The organism is Hyalangium minutum, from assembly GCF_000737315.1.
Taxonomy (GTDB): Bacteria; Myxococcota; Myxococcia; order Myxococcales; family Myxococcaceae; genus Hyalangium; species Hyalangium minutum.
On the sequence record NZ_JMCB01000014.1, the window covers coordinates 17,976 to 36,292 of the forward strand.

The 18,317-nt window shown below is 68.9% G+C and carries 14 protein-coding genes and 1 pseudogene; 8 read left to right on the forward strand and 7 right to left on the reverse strand.

Annotated features, from left to right (window positions below; genetic code table 11):
• Nucleotides 1-243: 243 nt before the first annotated feature.
• On the reverse strand, nucleotides 244-2,334 hold the full coding sequence (locus DB31_RS30870; protein WP_044194160.1) for a thioredoxin domain-containing protein: 2,091 nt from the start codon (nucleotides 2,332-2,334) through the stop codon (nucleotides 244-246).
• Nucleotides 2,335-2,449: 115 nt separating this feature from the next.
• On the opposite strand from DB31_RS30870, the gene DB31_RS30875 reads away from it, so the two are divergent.
• Nucleotides 2,450-3,799, forward strand: a complete 1,350-nt coding sequence (locus tag DB31_RS30875; protein ID WP_044194686.1) for an ArnT family glycosyltransferase — start codon at nucleotides 2,450-2,452, stop codon at nucleotides 3,797-3,799.
• 1 nt (nucleotide 3,800) lies between these two features.
• Here the strand turns inward: DB31_RS30875 and DB31_RS30880 are convergent, their stop codons facing one another.
• Nucleotides 3,801-4,214, reverse strand: coding sequence for a hypothetical protein (locus DB31_RS30880; RefSeq protein WP_157232254.1), 414 nt, complete (start codon nucleotides 4,212-4,214; stop codon nucleotides 3,801-3,803).
• A 167-nt stretch (nucleotides 4,215-4,381) separates the two neighbouring features.
• Here DB31_RS30880 and DB31_RS45345 point away from each other — a divergent pair, with 167 nt between their 5' ends.
• The gene (locus tag DB31_RS45345) at nucleotides 4,382-5,431 is read left to right on the forward strand and encodes a hypothetical protein (protein WP_157232255.1); all 1,050 of its coding nucleotides are present in this window, start codon (nucleotides 4,382-4,384) and stop codon (nucleotides 5,429-5,431) included.
• Nucleotides 5,432-5,581: 150 nt separating this feature from the next.
• Here DB31_RS45345 and DB31_RS50800 read toward each other — a convergent pair.
• A pseudogene (locus DB31_RS50800) lies at nucleotides 5,582-5,899 on the reverse strand (AAA family ATPase); the annotation flags it as partial.
• 103 nt (nucleotides 5,900-6,002) lie between these two features.
• A complete protein-coding gene (locus DB31_RS30895) occupies nucleotides 6,003-6,548 on the reverse strand; it encodes a hypothetical protein (protein ID WP_044194164.1) in 546 nt (181 codons plus the stop codon).
• Between the two features lie 169 nt (nucleotides 6,549-6,717).
• On the opposite strand from DB31_RS30895, the gene DB31_RS30900 reads away from it, so the two are divergent.
• The 5 genes from DB31_RS30900 (at nucleotide 6,718) to DB31_RS30920 (ending at nucleotide 14,493) form a co-directional block, all read left to right on the forward strand.
• Nucleotides 6,718-8,628 (forward strand): AAA domain-containing protein, encoded by a 1,911-nt coding sequence (locus DB31_RS30900; RefSeq protein WP_044194167.1) that lies wholly within the window; start codon nucleotides 6,718-6,720, stop codon nucleotides 8,626-8,628.
• Between the two features lie 196 nt (nucleotides 8,629-8,824).
• Nucleotides 8,825-8,998, forward strand: coding sequence for a hypothetical protein (locus DB31_RS30905; RefSeq protein ID WP_240486971.1), 174 nt, complete (start codon nucleotides 8,825-8,827; stop codon nucleotides 8,996-8,998).
• A gap of 56 nt (nucleotides 8,999-9,054) precedes the next feature.
• Nucleotides 9,055-9,927 (forward strand): alpha/beta fold hydrolase, encoded by an 873-nt coding sequence (locus tag DB31_RS30910; protein ID WP_044194171.1) that lies wholly within the window; start codon nucleotides 9,055-9,057, stop codon nucleotides 9,925-9,927.
• A 197-nt stretch (nucleotides 9,928-10,124) separates the two neighbouring features.
• Nucleotides 10,125-13,133 carry a choice-of-anchor D domain-containing protein gene (locus DB31_RS30915; protein WP_044194174.1) on the forward strand — a complete coding sequence of 1,003 codons (3,009 nt, stop codon included), beginning with the start codon at nucleotides 10,125-10,127 and terminating at the stop codon, nucleotides 13,131-13,133.
• A 169-nt stretch (nucleotides 13,134-13,302) separates the two neighbouring features.
• The gene (locus tag DB31_RS30920; protein ID WP_083968887.1) at nucleotides 13,303-14,493 is read left to right on the forward strand and encodes a serine/threonine protein kinase; all 1,191 of its coding nucleotides are present in this window, start codon (nucleotides 13,303-13,305) and stop codon (nucleotides 14,491-14,493) included.
• 31 nt (nucleotides 14,494-14,524) lie between these two features.
• Here the strand turns inward: DB31_RS30920 and DB31_RS30925 are convergent, their stop codons facing one another.
• Genes DB31_RS30925 through ttcA form a run of 3 tightly spaced genes read right to left on the reverse strand, consistent with a single transcriptional unit; the run spans nucleotide 14,525 to nucleotide 17,003 of the window.
• The gene (locus DB31_RS30925) at nucleotides 14,525-15,349 is read right to left on the reverse strand and encodes a phosphate/phosphite/phosphonate ABC transporter substrate-binding protein (RefSeq protein ID WP_044194178.1); all 825 of its coding nucleotides are present in this window, start codon (nucleotides 15,347-15,349) and stop codon (nucleotides 14,525-14,527) included.
• Between the two features lie 8 nt (nucleotides 15,350-15,357).
• A complete protein-coding gene (locus tag DB31_RS30930; RefSeq protein ID WP_044194180.1) occupies nucleotides 15,358-16,188 on the reverse strand; it encodes a tellurite resistance TerB family protein in 831 nt (276 codons plus the stop codon).
• Nucleotides 16,167-17,003 carry a tRNA 2-thiocytidine(32) synthetase TtcA gene (gene ttcA, locus DB31_RS30935; protein ID WP_044194182.1) on the reverse strand — a complete coding sequence of 279 codons (837 nt, stop codon included), beginning with the start codon at nucleotides 17,001-17,003 and terminating at the stop codon, nucleotides 16,167-16,169. The genes DB31_RS30930 and ttcA overlap by 22 nt, the downstream gene beginning before the upstream one ends.
• Before the next feature lie 78 nt (nucleotides 17,004-17,081).
• Here ttcA and DB31_RS30940 point away from each other — a divergent pair, with 78 nt between their 5' ends.
• Nucleotides 17,082-18,251: a ribonuclease D gene (locus tag DB31_RS30940; RefSeq protein ID WP_044194184.1), complete on the forward strand. Its 1,170-nt coding sequence runs from the start codon at nucleotides 17,082-17,084 to the stop codon at nucleotides 18,249-18,251.
• The last annotated feature ends 66 nt before the right edge of the window (nucleotides 18,252-18,317 follow it).

The window sequence follows — 18,317 nt, forward strand, 5'->3', positions numbered from 1 at the left end:
CGCTCTTATGGGCGGATGCTGAAGACGTTTTCGCCCAGAGAGTAGGCGCTGTTGCGCCCGAGGGAAGCCCCGCCCCACCCTCTTCTGACCGCCGTGGCTACCGGGGGGCGCCGCTTCGATCTCCGCCGAACAGGACTCGCAGGGGATTCTTCCGGAGATCCCCACTTCCGAGCGCGTCATCCCGCGCAGCAGGTGGGAGAAGCGCATCCGCATCTCCCACCCGAACAGCCCTCATCCACCGGATCAGGGGGAACGTGCCGCCTGGAGCCGTTGGATCAGCGCCTCCGGATCCGTCAGCGGGCGCTCGCAGGAGAAACCGCGGCAGACGTACGCGGCGCCCCGGCCATTGACCGGCTCGCGTGCCTCGAAGATCTCTCGGAGCAGCGGAGGGACAGCGTTGCCCGGATCCTTCCAGGTGAACGCGATGGTGGGCGCGAAGACACGGTTTGCGGCAGCCAGGAGTGGCGCCACCTGCTCCCGTGTCCCCGAGAACGTGACGCCCGAGGCTCCATCGAGGAACGTGTCCGCTACGAAAGCCAGGTGCCCGTAGCCCATCGGGTTCTCCTCGAGCGGTTGGCGCATGCGGGAGATGTAACGCTCGGGCAGCTCCAGCCAGGCCTTGTCCCCGGTGAGCGCGGCAAGCGCCACCTGCGCCTCGGTCAGCGTGGAAGCTCCCGAGGGGAAGGCGTTGTCGAAGAGCGAGTAGGTGGCCACCACCAGATCCTTCTGGCCTTTGGGCGCAGAGAGGTACGCCTGCTTCTCCTCGTCCCAGAAGAGGGCCACGGCGCGCCGGACCAGTGCCACGGCGGCCTCCAGGTACTTCACCTCGAAGGTGGCCTGGTAGAGCGAGGTGAGGCCCGCCGCCAGATCTCCATAGTCCTCCAGGAAGGCATCGATGCGGCTGCCACCCTCCTCATAGGAGCGCACCAGCCGCGTCCCGTCCCACATCTTGGAGAGCACGAAGTCCGCCGCGTTCGCCGCGAGCCGCGCCCATTCTGGACGCCCAAAGACGCGCGAGGCGAACGCCAGTCCCCGGATCATCAGCCCGTTCCAGCCCGCGAGCAGCTTGTCATCCCGGCTTGGCTTCACGCGCTGCTCGCGCAGCTCGAAGAGGGCTCGGCGGGCGGCAGCCAGCTCCCGCTCCACGTGCTCTACGGGCATGCCGCGCTCCTGAGCGAGCCCTGCCACGGGGACAACCACCTCCAGCACCGTGGCCCCGCTGTGCTCGAAGTTCCCCTGAGGAGTGATGCGGAAGTGGCGCATCAGCAGGTCCGCCTGCTCGAGAGGAAGCGAGGCCAGATCTTCCATCTTCCAGACGAAGAACTTGCCCTCGACGCCCTCGCTGTCGGCGTCCTGGGCGGCGTAGAAGCCACCGCGCGCGTCCGTCATCTCTCGGCGCACGTACTCCACCGTCTCCTCCACCACCTTGCGCCAGAGCGGCCGGGGCTCCACCTGCTCCGCCTCCGAGTACAAATGGAGGAGCTGGGCGTTGTCGTAGAGCATCTTCTCGAAGTGCGGCACCAGCCACCGCTCGTCCACCGAGTACCGGTGGAAGCCGCCCCCGAGCTGGTCATAGATGCCGCCCAGCGCCATCCGCTCCAGCGTCCGCATCACTGCTTCCCGAAGCGCCACGGTCCCGCCGCGACGCCACGCGCGCAGCAGGAAGGACACGTCCATGGGATTGGGGAACTTGGGAGCCCCGCCGAAGCCGCCGTTCACCGGATCCACGCCGCGGAGCATGCGCTCGCCCATCTTCACCACGTCCGCCGCGGTGAGCACCGCCGGAGCCGCGTCCAGGCCGTACGCAGCCAGTTCGCCCAGTCCCTCGTGGAAGCTCTCCGCCTGATCGAGCAGCTTGTCGTGCTCCTTCTCCCATGCGTCGTGGAGCGCTTCCAGCAACCGGGGGAAGCCGGGCCGCCCGTACTTGTCCTGCGGCGGGAAGTAGGTCCCTCCATAGAAAGGCTTCAGGTCCGGCGTGAGGAACACCGTGAGCGGCCAGCCGCCTCCCTGGTTCATGAGCTGCACCACGCCCTGGTAGATCTGATCCAGGTCCGGCCGCTCTTCCCGGTCCACTTTGATGTTGATGAACCAGTCGTTCATCAGCCGCGCGATGGCTGGGTCCTCGAAGGACTCGTGGGCCATGACATGGCACCAGTGGCACGCGGAGTAGCCCACGGACAGCAGGATGGGCTTGTTCTCGGCCCGGGCCCGCGCGAGTGCCTCCTCTCCCCAGGGGTACCAGTCCACGGGGTTGGTGGCGTGCTGACGCAAGTAGGGCGAGGGCTCGCGCGCGAGACGGTTGCTCACGCCGGACGGAGAAGACGGGTGGGCCATGAGTCCTTGAAATCAGGCAGCCCTCCCGCTTTCAAGGCCGTCTTGGAGGTCCTCGACCCGAGGCCCTCTCAATAGAGCACTGGCCAACGGCGGCCGGGTGCGCTTTGTCCGGGGTGTGGCCGTTCCCACTGCCCAGTCCGATTCCCGGAACCTCTGCCTCGTCCTGCTCGTGCTGGGCGCGGCGGTGCGGCTCGCGCTCGCGCTGGGCACGGACACCTATTTCGACGAGGCCTACTACTGGCAGTGGGCGCGGCACCTCGCGTGGGGCTACTTCGATCACCCACCGCTCATTGCCTGGCTGATCGCCGCCGTGGACATCCGGCCCGCGGCACTGCTGTGCGGAGCGGGCACGGTGGCCGCGGTGTGGGGCCTCGCGAGAGATGTGCACGGCAGCCGCGAGGCCGCCTGGCGCGCGGCGGCGCTGTGGAGCGTGGTGCCGGTGGCCGTGCTGGCCGGAGTGTGGGCCACGCCGGACTCGCCCCTGCTGCTGTTCTGGACGCTGGCGCTGTGGGCGCTCTGGCGCGAGCGGTGGGTGCTGGCGGGGCTGGCCTCGGGGCTCGCGCTGCTGTCGAAGTACCCGGCTGTGTTGATCGCGGTGGCCTTCCTCGCCACGGCCGTGCGCATGCGGCGGCTGCCCGCTGGAGTATGGGTGACGGCGCTGCTGGGCGTCCTCCTCTTCCTCCCTGTCGTGCTGTGGAACGCGCACCGGGAATGGGTGGGCTTCGCCTTCCAGCTCCGGCATGGGCTGGGCGGCACGGGCGGGCTCGCGTCCTTCGCCGAGTTCCTGGGCGGACAACTGGCGCTCGGAGGCCCTGTGCTGTTGCCGCTCACCCTGGTGTACGCCGTGCGCGGTCCGCGCGAGCAATTCCTCCTCCGGGTTGCAGCGGTCATCCCCCTGCTCTTCTTCGGTTACGCGGCGCTCCGCACCCGCGGTGAAGCGAACTGGCCCGCGGCGGCCTACATCGCGGCCTGTGTGGGCGTTGCGGGCATGCGCCCCGGGTGGTTTCGGGCAGCGGCCTTCAGTGGTGTGGCCATCGTGCTGGCGGTGGGCTCGCACCTGCTGTTCCCCGTGCTGCGCTTCGAGCGGGACGTGCCGCTGGCGCGCACCCACGGCTGGGACGTCCTCTCCGCCCTCGCCGAGCCCGCGCGGCTCTTCCCAGGTACGGACGGCCGGCAGGCCGCCGTCGTCTACGCCCCGAGCTACCAGCTCGCTTCACAGGCCGCGCGCGAGGCCGGCGTAGCGGTGGACACGGCAGGCGGTGGGCGAAAGAGCCAGTACGACTTGTGGCCCAGGCCCGAGGTGGCGCCCGGACAGGACGCCCTCTGGTACTCCGAGGGCGCGGAGCCTCCCGAGGAGCTGCGTCAGCGCTTCACCTCGGTGGAAGGCCCGGTCGAGCTGCCTGCGGACTTCCGAGGCCGCCGGGTTCACACCTTCCGGGTCTGGCTCCTCCGAGGCGCCCGCTGACTCACTGGGGAGGGATGCCCTCTTTGATGGCGCGCAGCTCCACCACGTGGACGCGGTTGAAGAGCGAGAGCTCCACCGCGCGCTCGTACACCACCTCGATCTTCACGTTGTCGGTGATGCGGCTGCGCTCGATGGTGATCTGATCGTCCGTCAGGCCCAGGCCCGGGACGACGCGCTCGGAGCCCCAGCTGTCCGTCTCCACGTGAGTGCCCATCCGGCTGGTGCGGTCGCGGATCTCCGCCCGGAGGATGCTGTCATTGGTGTTCCGGCCGGAGAGGTTGTGGGCGACCTCCACCGCCTCCTTCACGTCCATGTTGTCCACATACAAGGGGACGAGCTTCGCCCCTACGTAGATGACCCCAGCCAGGACGACCAGCACTGCCAGCGTTCCAAGGTTCTTGACGATATTGGGCACGTTCAACCACCTCGCGCAGCAAGCCCGGTAAAGATACCCCATCCTGCCCCTCCTCACGTCCGGCAGGGAGGAACTTTTCCGCCCTGCCCGTGCCAGCAGGCAGGCGAGCATCAGAATGCCCGCGTTCTGTTCTAGGCTGAGTGGCAACCCACTTCCTCGTGCCCCTCATGCGCACCCTGCTCGTCCCTCAACTCCCCTGGAAAGCGCTCCTCGCCCTGCTGGCGCTGTCCTTCGCGCTGCCCTCGCCCGCGCAGGCGCAGACCTCCGCGAAGACGCAGACGAAGGCCAAGGCCAAGAAGACGAAGGCCAAGAAGACGAAGGCCAAGACGCAGGAGAAGGCCTCGCCCCAGGAGGCGAAGTCCCCCGAGCCCGCGAAGGCTCCCGCGCAGGAGGCCGCGAAGGCCCAGGCCGCGGAGAAGGCACCCCAGGCAGAGAAGGCCGCCGAGGCGGCGAAGACCTCTACCCCGGAGAAGGCTCCCGCCAAGGCCGCGGCTCCTCAGAAGAGCCCAGCACCACAGAAGGTGGCCAAGCCTGAGAGCGAGCCCGTCCCGGAGCGGCCGATGTCCGTGGTGCAGGCGGAGGAGCGGGCCCGGTTGAGTTCCCGCATGCGTGTCGGCATCGGGCTGGATCTCTTCACCGAGAAGTCCCACCTGTCGGGCGCGCAGGCCATCAACGCCTCTCGCACGGACGAGTCCTTCGACTACAACAGCCACACCTTCCTCGCGGCCACGCTCTCGATGAGCATTCCGGCGCCTGTGCTGTCGGACCGCGCGCGCCTGGGCGGAGCGGTGCGGCTGTTCGGCAACTACAGCGCGAGCGGGAACCGGAGCTTCGGCTTTGGCCTGCTCAACCAGGCGTTCGTCACGGGCGAGTACGGCCTGCCCGTCGCGAACCGGATGGAGGTGGTATTCGGCGGCCGCGCCGGCCTCTCCATGCTCCTGCCCGGCCGCGACTTCAGCAAGGAGATCGACCGGCTGCAGATCCAGGGCGTGGACGTGTGGAGCGTGCCGCGCGTGGGCTGGCTGGCGGGGCTCTCCGTGGGCGGGCGCAGGCAGATGAACGAGCACATCCACCTGCGCGCGGACCTGTCGGCGCAGCTCGACAAGACCTACCTGTTCGCCACGACCCAGGAGATCGAGGGGCTCAAGTTCAGCAAGGACTGGAGCACCACCGCCCTGCGCCTGGGCTTCACGCTCGGCGCCGAGTTCTCCCTCTGAGCCCTTCTGGCGGGGCCCTTCGTAGTTTGTGACGTCAAAGGCTCCTTCAGCGGTAAAGCGGACGAAGAAGAGCGCATCGAAGCCCTCTGCGAGGCTCGGCCAGCTGAGCACCTTGCTGGTGGCATAGAGCGCCACGTCGGGCACCCGGGCCCGGCCTTCTCTCCGAGCATTGCGTCCCAGGCAGTCTTCAAGAAGTGACTCGAAGGCGTAGCCCACGACGCGGGCGCCGTGCTCCTTGCCCACCGCGATGAGCGGAGCGCGGGCTTCGAGGGTGGGGTTGGTGTTGTCCACCACCACTGAACGGCCTGCCGCCAGCGCCTCCGAGATGAGGCGCCGCTGGCGGGCATCGCGTCGGCGCGCGTGAGGCCACAGGTCCTTGCTCACCAGCACGTGCGTACCGGCGAAGCGCTCCCGATAGAAGCTGCTCTTGCCGGAGCCCTGCAATCCGATAAAGAGGACGAGTTCCATGTGACGCTCCGGTTCCTACCGCTGAAAACAGCGACACGGGAGCCACCGGACGCAATTCCGGAGCTCCCGTGTCCCGAGGCGTCTTCTCCCGAACCGAGCGGTGCTACGGCAGGACCATGCTCAGCAGGCTCCACTTGTGCGAGCGGCCCGCCTTGATGTTGAGGATGGCGGTGAGCGCGATGATGCCCGCCGCGGCCACGATGTTGACGCGGCCCAGCCAGTTCACCGCCTTCTGCGCCTTGACGTCCACCTCCGGCGTCTCCGCCGCAGGCTCATTGCCAGAGGCCACCGGCGGCTCGCGGCTGCCCCACACACGGCCAATGACGAGCGTGCTGATGCCGGACAGGGTGTAGATGCCCACGAGCGCGTCCTTGGCCCGCACGAGGCCACGGGTCTTGCTGTCAATCTCGCCGCCGGACAGCGCGCTCCGGCCGATGATCCACGTCAGCGCCACGGAGCCGAGCGCGAAGGCGTTCACCGGGCTGAAGCCCATCCACGCCTTGTTCAGGATCTCACCGCGTTCCTTGGTGTCATCGATGGTCCTCACCGCCGGGTGCAGCGCCATCTGCCCAAAGAGCGATCCACCAAAGCCTGCCGCCAGTCCGAGGTTGTGCAACGTCAGCGCCGAGCCAGTCCACATCGCGTTCATGAGTACTTCCTCCATTGGAAAGCGATGTGAGGGTGTGCATGACCTCGATCGCGGCACAGGCGGCCCCGAGGTTCATGTGAGCACGGCTGCCGCCCTGCTCTCCCCCGGCATCCTCGGCGCTCGACAGCCCGCCTGCCCAAGCCGACCCCTCTCTGGCATAACGGGGCCCATGCCTCGCGACGTCTCCTTCTTCGATCAGCTGGGCCGGCTCCTCGCCATGGAGCGGGATGCCGAGCGCGCCCGCTCCGTCGCCCTCGCCCAGAGCATGACCCTGCACGAGCGCGCTGAGCACGGCCTGTCCGTGCTCGACCTGGAGACCCTCGAAGAGGAGGTGGGCCTCGGCGGACGCATCCTGCTCACCCTGGCCCGCGCCGACCGTGCGCCCTTCCCCTCGCCGCTCAACAATGGCGACCTCGTGGCCGTCATGCCTCGCCGCGCCGAGGTGAAGGAGCCCGCCCGAGCCCTCGTCTCGCGTGCCACCCGCACCCGCATCCAGTTGGCCTTCGATCGCTCCCCGCCTCCTTTCATCAACGAGGGCCTGCTGCGCCTGGACGTCGTCCCCAATGACGTCACCTATGAGCGCGTGCGCGCCGGGCTGGAGCGCGTGAAGTCGCTCGACAAGGGCGCCGAGCGCCGCAAGCGGGAGGTCCTCCTCGGCAACGAGCCTCCACGCTTTGACAAGCCCAAGGAGCTCGAGCCCACCCGCCCCCTCAACCCCGAGCAGGCCGACGCCGTGACACGCGCGCTGGCCGCCGAGGACTTCTTCCTCGTCCACGGCCCTCCGGGCACCGGCAAGAGCACCGTGCTCGCGGAGCTCGCCGCTCAGGCCGTGGCGCGCGGAGAGCGCCTCTTGTGCACCGCCGCCAGCAACGCCGCCGTGGACCACCTGCTGGAGCTGTGCCTGGACAAGGGTCTGCGGGCCATCCGCGTGGGACATCCCGCGCGCGTGGCCGCCCGGCTCCAGCAGCACACGTTGGACATCATCGTGGAGGAGCATCCGGACCGCGTCCTCTCACGCGAGCTGTTCGACGAGGCCTTCGACTTGTTTGGCTACGCCCGCCGCCAGCGCACCCAGGGCCGCAGCCGCGAGCGCTTCTCCAACGCCCGCTCCTCCACCACCGAGGCCAAGCAGCTCATGGACGAGGCCCGCAGCCTGGAGCGCAAGGCCGTGCGCGCCGTGCTCGAGCGCGCCGAGGTCGTCTGCGTCACCCTGGCCAGCCTCCAGTCCGGCCTGCTCTCCCATGAGGAGTTCAACCTCGCCCTCATCGACGAGGCCACCCAGGCCACCGAGCCCCTCACGCTGCTCGGCTTCATCCGCGCGCCCAAGGTGGTGCTCGCCGGAGACCCGAAACAGCTCCCGCCCACGATTCTCTCGCAAGAGGCAGCGAAGGCAGGCCTGGCGGTGAGCCTCTTCGAGCGCCTCCTCCAGGACCACGGCGAGGGCGTGAAGCGGATGCTGCGCGAGCAGTACCGGATGAACGCGCGCATCATGGAGTTCCCCTCGCAGGAGATGTACGGCGGTGAGCTGCGCGCCCACCCGAGCGTGGCGGACCGCACGCTCGCGGAGGTGCTCTCTCCCGGCGCCCAAGTGGACGCCCCCCCCGTCCTCTTCCTCGACACCGCCGGCAAGGGCTTCGAGGAGCAGGTGGAGGAAAGCACCCGGAGCCTCTTCAACACCGGTGAGGCGGACCTCATCGTCGCGCGGGTGAAGGAGCTACTGGCCGCAGGGCTCTCGCCGCGCGAGGTGGCCGTCATCACTCCTTATAGTGCGCAGGCCTTCCAGCTCCGCGAGCGCGTGGAAGCCCTCTCGCCGGACGTCGAGGTGGACACCGTGGATGCCTTCCAGGGCCGCGAGAAGGACGCCATCCTCGTCACCCTCACCCGCTCCAACTCCGAGGGCCAGCTCGGCTTCCTCACCGACTTGCGCCGCATGAACGTGGCCCTCACGCGCCCGCGGCGGCACCTCTTCGTCGTGGGAGATTCGGCCACCTTGAGCGGCAATGCCTTCTACGCCCGCTTCATCGAGCGCACCCAGAACGAGGGCGGCTACCGCTCCGCCTGGGAGTGGCCCGAGCCCTGACACAGGTAGACGGAAGGCGTACCCCATGCGGCGCTCCGCAGGAAATGCGGAGCGTGCGCAAAAGGGCACACAGTTTGTGGCACCGTGCCACGAAACGTCGCCTGCTCGCTCCCGGCGCCCCACCTGATTTCAGGCCCTTGGCGCAGCGCCTCGCACGGCACGGCGGATGCTTGTCTGCACAGCCAGGAGGTGTCCCATGGCCTACGCAGCCCCCGTCGTCACCAAGGAAGAGAACGTTTGGGTGATCCGGCTCCAGAACCGGAGCGGAAAGATGCAGGAGTACCGCTGCGCCACGGAGAACCAGGCGCGCCAGCTCGCGATGGTGCTCTCCCGGCCCGACACCGAGGCGCCTCGGGCCCAGCCGACGTAAGCAGGGGCTCGCGGGTTCCTGGCGAACAGGATAAGCGGGGGCCCCAGGAGACCTGCGTGGCCCCATCCTTCGAGTCCTTCACCGTTCTCTCCCAGGCCGTCGCCGTTCAAGTCCGTCAGCGCAACCCGAAGGGCACTCCCGCCGTCCTGTTCCTTCACGGGTGGCTGGACCATTCGCACTCCTTCGACTGGATGCTGGAGCACCTGCCGGACGCGTGGCAGCTCGTGCTGCTCGACTTCCGCGGCATGGGCCGCAGCGAGCACGCTCCGCTCGGCGCTCAGTACTCCTTCCCCGACTACCTCCTGGACGTGGAGGCCGTGCTGGATGATCTCCGCCTGAACGAGGTGCACCTCGTGGGGCACTCGCTGGGCGGCATCGTCAGCACGGCCTACGCGGCGGTGCGCCCCGCGCGCATCAAGAGCCTCACGCTGATCGAGAGCCTGGGCCCCTCGGGCGGCGGGCCGGAGAAGGCCCGGGAGCGGCTCCAGGGCTTCCTGGACGACTCGCACCGCCCGCCCCACCGCAAGCGCTATGGCACCATGGAGGAAGCCGCGGCGCGGCTGCGCGAGAGCAACCCCACGCTGACGGAGGCGGCCTCGCTCCACCTCGCCAAGCACGGTACCGAGAGCTACGAGGGGGGCTACGCCTTTCGGTTCGATCCCCGCCACCGGCGCCGCTTCGGCCACGCCTATGACGAGGCCCAGTGGCTCGCGATCTCCTCGGCTGTCACCTGCCCGGTGCAGCTGATCCACGGCAGCCAGGGGTATGTGCTGAGCGACACCCAGGCGTCCGCTCGCAAGGCTGCCCTGCGCATCGCCCGTCCCCTCACGCTGTCCGGTGGCCATCATGTCCACATGGAGCAGCCCGAGGCGGTGGCGCGTGCCATCGAGTACTTCATCCGCGGCGCCTTGGAGCGTGCAGCCGGGTAGGGAAAAGTCTCCATTCACGCCGCCCAGATCGAGGAAAAGACTTTCCCCCCCGAGGGCACCGCCCTTCCTCGTGGGATCACCCCGCGCCCGTAAGCCATTGATTTCCGGAGGGACAATTCCGTTCCACGGCGTTGGTACGCCCTTTGGATCGAACCCACCCCGTGGAAATGCGGGCACGGACAAGGGCGGGAGCAACAATGAGGCAGGGGTGGGGCGGAGTGCGGGTGCTCGGACTGGCGGTGCTGGCAGCCGTGGTATCGGCGTGCCACGAACCCGGGAACACCCGCTCGGTGCAGGCCGCCGCGGTCGTTGACAGGGAGCAGCTCGACTTCGGCGAGGTGCCTGTCGGCGAGTGGCGAGAACAACAGGTGCTGATCCGGAACGTCGGCTACGTCCCGTTCACGGCGCTCGAGGCGCTGAAGCTGGGCGATAACCCCTCGTACCAAGTGGAGCTGGTCGAGGGCGGCCGGGTGGAGCCGGGCGAATCCAAGGTGGTGAAGGTGCGCTTCCATCCGCTGCGCGAAGAGCCCAGCGAGACGCAGTTGCGAGTGGCCACGGATGCCAACACCGGCCGCGAGCACACCGTCACCGTGCGAGGCCAGGGCGCGCCAACGCCCGTCCAAATCAATCCTCCCGTGATCGACTTCGAGACGCTCGAGGTGGACAGCGATCGCACGCTGGCGCTGACGATCACCAACCCGGTGGACCTGCCGCTGACGGTAACGGTGGGCGGAGACCAGGCGGACCCGTTCTCGACGGACGTCGTCACCATCCCGCCCTTCAGCACGCAGCAGGTGCGCGCCAAGTACCTGCCGCGCGCGCTGGGCCGCATGGGGGCGAAGGTGGAGGTGCGCTCGTGCGAGGGGTGCACGCCGTCCACGGCGGATCTGGTGGGCAACTCGGTGGAGAGCGCCTTCGTCTTCGAGCCCACGCCGGTGCCCTTCGCGCCCATCCCCGTGCACGAGACCACGGAGAGCCCCGCGATGCTGCGCAACATCACCTGGCGGCCGGTGACCATCAGCAAGCTGGAGACGACGGACACCTCCTTCTCCGTGCTCAGCAACCTGGCAGGCCAGCGGGCGGAGCCGGGCCAGCTGGTGCCGATGACGCTGAAGTTCGCGGCGCGCCACGCGGGGCCGGCCACTGCCGACCTGACCGTGCAGTACGAGTCGGACAAGCCGCGCCAGTCCCAGGTGATGCTGGACGCTCGCGGCGGAAAGCCCACGCTGGCGGTGACGCCCGCGTCGCTCGACTTCGGCGAGATGCCCGTGGGCGGCAAGCTGGCGCAGACCATCCGCATCTCCAACGCGGGCACGAACGGCGACCTGCTCTTCCTGGGCGTGCGAGGCAGTGAGGATGCGGCCCACTTCGGCGTGGGGACGACCAAGCGCGGGACTCAGGCCTATCCGTGGAGGAGCGGCACGTGGCCCTCCTCGCTCCAGACGGACGGCGTGGCCATCGCGCCGGGCAACGACGCGCTGGAGCTCACCGTCTACTTCGAGCCCCAGGCGGAGGGCACCTTCCGGGCCCTGCTCACGCTGACCTCCAACGCGCCCTTCACGCCCGAGCGCACCATCGTCCTCACGGGCCGGGCGCGCTCCAGCGGCCCGTGCGAGTACGAGCTGCGGCCGCAGCCAGTGCTGGACTTCGGCAACGTGCCGCCGGGCCGGGGCGCCGTGCTGGGCATCTACATGCGCAACCCGGGCCGGGCCGAGTGCGCGGTGAAGGACATCCACCTGTCTCAGGATGCGGGCGGCGCCTTCTTCATGCCCGGCGGACCGCTCACCGGTGGCGTGATGCCCTACGACACGTCCTTCAGCACGCAGGTGGCCTTCCGGCCTCCCACCGCGGGCACCTATTCGGGCGAGCTGAAGATGACGATCAACAACCCGAGCCAGCCCACGGTGACACTGCCGATCCGCGGCGTCTCCCTGGCGACGTGCTTGGTGGCCGCGCCGAACTACCTGGACTTCGGGCCCATCCGCTATGACTGCTCGGCGCAGCCGCGCCGCACGCTCATCTCCAACCAGTGCCCCTATCCGGTCACCGTGGACGACGCACACATCGGCACCGGCACCAGCGGCCAGTATCAGATCACCGCACCGTTGACCGCGCCGCGCACGCTGGCGCCGGGCGAGGGCTTCGAGCTGGAGGTGACCTATGCCCGCAACGTGTTCGGGCAGCACTACAGCCCGCTCTACGTGCATGCCGTCAACGAGGTGTCTTCGCTCCTGGTGCCGCTGCTGGCGGAGACGAACCACGAGGGCCTCCAGCTCGACCGCTTCGTGCAGGGCACGGACAGCCAGCTCGATGTGCTCTTCGTCGTCTCCAACACCACGACCATGGAGAACTTCCAGCGGCGGCTGAAGGCCGCCATCCCCGGGTGGCTGGCGCGCGCCCAACAGGAGGGCGTGGACCTGCGCGTGGCTGTCACCACCACGGGCCTCGTCACGCGGGAGCAGCAGTGCAAGAACAGCACGAAGGGCGCCGAGGGCGGACGCATCGTTCCGGTGGACGGCAGCCGGGCGCGCGTGGTGAGCAGCTCGACACCGGGGGCCGCCGAGGCCATCCAGGCCAACCTGGACGTGGGCCTGTGCCACAACCTGGTGCAGGGCCTGGAGACGACGCGGCAGGCGCTGTCCTCGCCGCTGGTGGACAGCCAGGATGATCCGCGCACCGATCTGCCCAATGACGGCAACGCGGGCCTGCTGCGGTCGGCGGCCCGGCTCGCGGTGGTGGTCGTCGCGGACGAGGATGACCACTCGGGCTTCACGACGACCAGCTACCTGCAGTTCCTCCAGTCCATCAAGGGCCCGGGCATGGCGCACCGCTCGCAGCTCTACGCGCTGGTGCCCACGGATGGGAGCTGCACCACGGCGGGGGACTCGGCGCCCCGGTTCACCGAGGTGGCCCGGGCCACGGGCGGCGCGGTGGACTCCATCTGCCAGAGCGACTACCAGTCCTTCCTGGCCCAGCTCATCCGCCGCGCCGGCAACCCGCAGGCGGACTTCCCGCTCACGGCGACGCCCGACGACACCAGCGGGCTGGCCGTCCGCGTGCAGGGACAGGCGGTGGACACGAGCCTCTGGCGGTACGACGCGGCTCGCAACGCCCTGGTGTTCCAGCCCACGGCGATTCCCAAGACGGGGGAGGAGATCGAAGTCCGCTACCGCAGCGTCTGCGCGGCGCCCCCGCCTCCTCCGTGAGCAAGGAGCCGGGGGAGCGGGTGGGACGGGCCGTGAAACCCGTCCCGAACCGGCCGGGAGCCCGGCTCCCCGCTCCCGAGGTGGGAAATCCCGCGAGACGGGCTTCCTCCCCTCCCCCCGGCGCGGCTATCGTTCCGGGCACGTGGAGACCTTCGGTCGCTATGAGCTCATGAAGAAGCTCGCTGCTGGCGGGATGGGACAGGTCTACCTCGCCCGCCAGAAGGGGCCCGTGGGCTTCCAGAAGCTGCTCGTCGTGAAGCGGCTGCTGCCCCACCTCTCCGAGGACGATGAGTTCATCCAGATGTTCCTGGACGAGGCGCGCATCGCCGCGCTCCTCAACCACCCGAACATCGCCCAGATCTACGACTTGGGAGAGGTGGACGGCATCTACTACATCGCCATGGAGTACGTGCATGGCGAGGCCATCTCCGAGGTGAACAAGCGCGCCATGCAGCGCCGGGGCTCCATGCCCGTGGGCCTCAAGTGCCGCGTCATCTCGGACGCCGCCGCCGGTCTTGACGCCGCGCATCATGCGCGCAGCCCCTCGGGCCGGAAGCTGGGGCTGATCCACCGGGACGTGTCCCCGCAGAACGTGCTGGTGGGCTTCAACGGCAACGTGAAGATCATCGACTTCGGCGTGGCCAAGGCCGCCGGCAAGCTGTCCCAGACGACGGCGGGTCAGATCAAGGGCAAGCACGCCTACATGTCCCCGGAGCAGGCCAAGGGCGAGCCGCTGGATCACCGCTCGGACGTGTTCGGCCTGGGCACGGTCTTCTACGAGCTGCTGACCAACACGCGCCTGTTCAAGCGCGAGTCGGAGATCGCGACCCTCAAGGCCGTGGTGGGCGCGAAGATCATCCCGCCATCCGAGGTGGTGCCGGGCATCCCCAAGGCACTGGACGCGGTGGTCCTCAAGGCGTTGGCCCGCAATCGGGACGAGCGCTTCGCCACGGCCGGCGACATGCAGCTGGCCATCGACGACTTCCTCTTCAAGCAGCAGGAGCCCGGCACCACGGCGCGCCTGGCCGCCTTCATGCGGGAGATCTACGCCGAGGAGCTGGAGGAAGAGTTCTCCACCGAGCCGACGATCATCGCCTACGACCCGCGGCTGCCGGCCCGAAAGCCCGTGCCCATTACAGACGCGTCCGCGCCGACGGCCCTGGTGCCCGTGCACAAGGAGAAGGTGCCCCCGCCCGAGGTGCCCGCTGCCACCTCCACCCCTTCCCCCAAGGCGCCCGGGGCCAGCCCCATTCCCAAGGCGCCCAAGGTCGCTCCGGCGCCCAAGCCCCCGAGCGACTCCGGCTCGAGGGACGCCGTGGCCAAGAAGACCTCCCGGAGCGGCGGCAAGGGCGACAAGTAGCGCCCCGCTGCTCCGCTCCGAAGGCTCCAGCTCAGAGGCTGGCGAGGGCCACGCGGTACAGGGCGCGGTAGCCCATGCGCGGCGCGGGCTCGAAGCGATCCGCGCTGAACACGCTCTTCAACAGCTCCTGGCCCTCGGGCTTGTCGCCCAGCCCGAGCAGCGTGGACTCCAGCGCGCTCGCCACCGCGGGCGGCACGTTCATCGCCACTGGCACGCCGTCGTTCGGCGCCTCCTCGGTGTAGGCGATCAACTCGAACTTGTCCCCCGCACGCACCCCCAGCACCTTCTCGATGCCCGCGCTGAAGCTCAGGCCCGTGGAGGCCGGTGGACAGAACACGCCCGCCACATCCGCGGCTCCGGAGAGCACCTCCTCCAGCGCGCCCCGGTACGAGCTCGTGAAGTGCTGCGCGGTGAAGGTCCGTGCGGGCTCCACGCCCTGGGACTTCAGGTACGCCACTGGCAGCAGGTACCCGGCTACCGCGTCCCGGTCCACCCACGCCGCGGTGGTATTCTTCAGCTTCTCGAGGGTCAGCCGCGCCCCCGCCCGGCACACGAGCGCGGCGCGGTACGAGGACATCCCCAGGCGCACGCCGCGCACCAGCACGCGGATGCCCATGGCCTCGGTGCGCGCGCACACGAAGGGCGGGGCCCAGGCCGCATCGGCGCGGCCGGAGAGCAGATCCTTGGCCAGCGCCTCGTAGCTGGGCGCCACGCTCACCTCTACGGGCTTACCGAGGGCCTCCTGGAGGAAGGCGCCGAGCTTGTCAGCGCGGTCGCGCGCCCCCTCGCTTCCAAGAGAGGGCGGCAGTGCGAAGCGAAACGCGGGACGGGCAGGAGTGGGAGTATTCACGGACATACGCCCAGCTAAGCCCCCGCTCCTCGATCGAGGCGTGACACCTCGTCATCCGCCAGCCCGAACGTGGCTTGCAGCAGCTCGAGGATGCGCTGCTCGTTGGGGCTCACCTTCCCGGTTGCGTGGGCAATCTTCGTGGCCAACCGGTAGGCCTTCAGCCGCTGCGGGTGCGTGGCCAGCCCGTGGGCCAGCACGTGCAGCCGCTGCGGCAAGCCCTCGGTGGCGAGCGCGGCCACCGCCTCGCTCACGAAGCCCTGGGCGCGCTCGGGGCTCACGTTGTGGAAGAGCGGATCCGCCGCGAAGCTCTCCACCAGCGCCCGCGCCTCGGCCTCCTTCAGCTTGCCGTCCGCAGCGCTCACCAGCACCATCACCTCCGCGTACAGGCGCTCCAGCGGCTCACCGAGCGCCTCGGACAGGCTGCCGCCCTGCTCGATGATGTCGATGATCTGCGCCACCTCGTCCTCGGAGATGCCGAGCGCGGCCTGGATGGTCTTCAGCAGGCCCAGCTCCATGCGCGTGGCGCGCTGGTCCGCGAAGGCCACCGCCGCCGCCAGCCCGAAGGCCAGCATGCGGTTCTTGTGGTCCGGCAGCCGCGTGCGCAGCGAGGTGAGGATCTCCTGGAGATCCTTCGCCTGGGACAGGCGCTGGGCGCTGCTCTCCACCAGGGCGTTGAGCTCCTCGGGCTTGGTGCCCTCGAACTCAGGCCGCTCGATGACGCGGCTGAGCAGCGTGCGGATCTCCAACTGGGAGACGGAGCCGTCGGCCATGGCGGCCAGGAGCATCGCCTCCACGAGGGCGGCGTTGCGCTGCTTTCGGGCATTCAGGGCCTGTTCTCGAGGCATGCGCTGGCGCTCCCTTCAGGGGGTTGGGGGTTGACGGTCTCCTCTTTCGCATCCGGAGACAGAAAATCGAAGAGGTTTCGGTCCAGAAGATGGCTCGGGCGCACGTTGCCCATGGCCGACAGCAGGCTCTGGCGCACGTTCGGAATTTCCTTGCCCAAGTCCTCCACCAGCCTCTGCATCCGCTTGCGCTGCAGGTTCTCCTGCGAGCCGCACAAGTCACACGGGATGATGGGGAACTGCTTGAGCTCGGCGAACTGGGCGATCTCCTTCTCCGGCGCGTAGCACAGCGGGCGGATGACGGTGTTGCGCCCATCATCGCTGCGCAGCAGTGGCGGCATCGCCTTGAGCGAGCCCGCGAAGAAGAGGTTGAGCAGCAGCGTGTGAATCAGATCGTCCCGGTGGTGCCCCAGGGCAATCTTCGTGCAGCCCAGTTCCACCGCCGCCGTATAGAGGATGCCCCGGCGCAGGCGCGAGCAGACCGAGCACTGCGTCTTTCCGGGCGGCGTCTTCTCGAGGACGATGCTGTAGGTGTCCTCCTTGAGCATCTTGTAGGGGTAGCCCTCGCGCTGGAAGTAGCCCTCCAGCTTGTCCGCCGGGAAGCCGGGGTGCCCCTGGTCCAGGTTCACCGCGAGCAGCTCGAACTTCACGGGCGCGCGCCGCTGCATCTCCCGCAGGAGGTAGAGCAAGGTGTAGGAGTCCTTGCCACCTGACACCCCCACCATGATGCGGTCTCCGTCCTGGATGAGGCCGTAGTCCGCGATGGCCCTCCCCATGTGACCGAGCAGGTTCTTTTCCAGCCGTTGGATGTCACTCATGGCATGCCCATCCTACAGACGGCCTGGGAAAAAACACGTCACACGTACACTTCCTCGTCCGCTAGCCTGCCCGCCCCGATGCCGACCTATCCCCAGGGTGCCGTGGATGTCGTCGATGCGCCCAGTGCCGAGGCGTCCACCCGGACGCTCTTCCAGACCCCCGAGCTCGCCGTGGACCTGGAGGCGGACTCCATGCACGCCTTCCGGGCCCGCCTCTGCTACCTCCAGCTGGGCACGGATACAGAGGTCTTTCTCTGGGACACCTTGAAGCCCGGGGTGGACGCTCGCCTGCTTGCCCCCATGATGGCGGACCCGGCGCGGACCAAGTTCTTCCACGCGGCGCAGGGGGACCTGCAGTTCCTGGCCGAGGCGGGGGTGCGGGTGCAGGGCCTCTTCGATACCCACCGGGCGGCGACGCTGCTCGGCTGGCCGAAGGTGGGCCTGGCCGACATTGCCCGGGAGCGGCTGGGGGTGGAGCTGCCCAAGGAGCACCAGCAGTCGGACTTCTCGATACGCCCGCTGCCGCCGGAGATGCGCGAATACATCGCCAATGACGTGCGCTACCTGTGCGAGCTGGGCCGGCAAGTGCGAGAGGAGTGCCGCAAGGCGGACATTCTGGAGGAAGTGCTCCTCGACTGCGCGCGCATGTGCGAGGAGGCGGCGGCGCGGCCCGACGTCGGCGCGGACTACAAGCCGAAGCTGCCACGCGCGGGGCTCTCGCCGGCTCAGCTGCTGCTGGCCAACGCCGTGGCGCAAGCGCTCCACCGTCAGCGCTTGGAGTGGGCGGAGAAGGCCAACGTCCCCATGGGGCGGATGCTCTCCAACATGGCGATTGCGGACATCGCGGTGAAGCTGCCCACCAACCCTCGGGAGCTGGCGCGGGCCGCGGGCGTGCGCGGGGGCTTCGTTCGCGAGCACGGCGAAGAGGTGCTCGCCCTGGTGCGCGAGCTGGTGGAAAAGTCTCGCAAGGGCGAACTGAAGCCCGAGCGCGAGGCCCGAGATGGCAGCCGGGACCCGAACCGGCGCAAGCGCGAGGATGCACTCAAGACGTTCCGCTCGGAGAAGGCCGCCGAGCGCAAGGTGACGCCCTCCGTGGTGCTGCCCAACGCGGTGATGGAGGCGCTCATCTCCGCTCCGCCGCGCAATCAGGAGGAACTGGGGAAAGTGCCGTGGATGGGAGAGAAGCGGGTGCGCCTCTATGGAGAGGCACTCGTTGCACTGTTGTCACAGTTTCCCGCTTTGGGGTGAGTAGATCCTTCTGTCCACCACCAACAGTCCCCTCACATTCCAGGCTGTCCTTCAGAACGCAGCAGG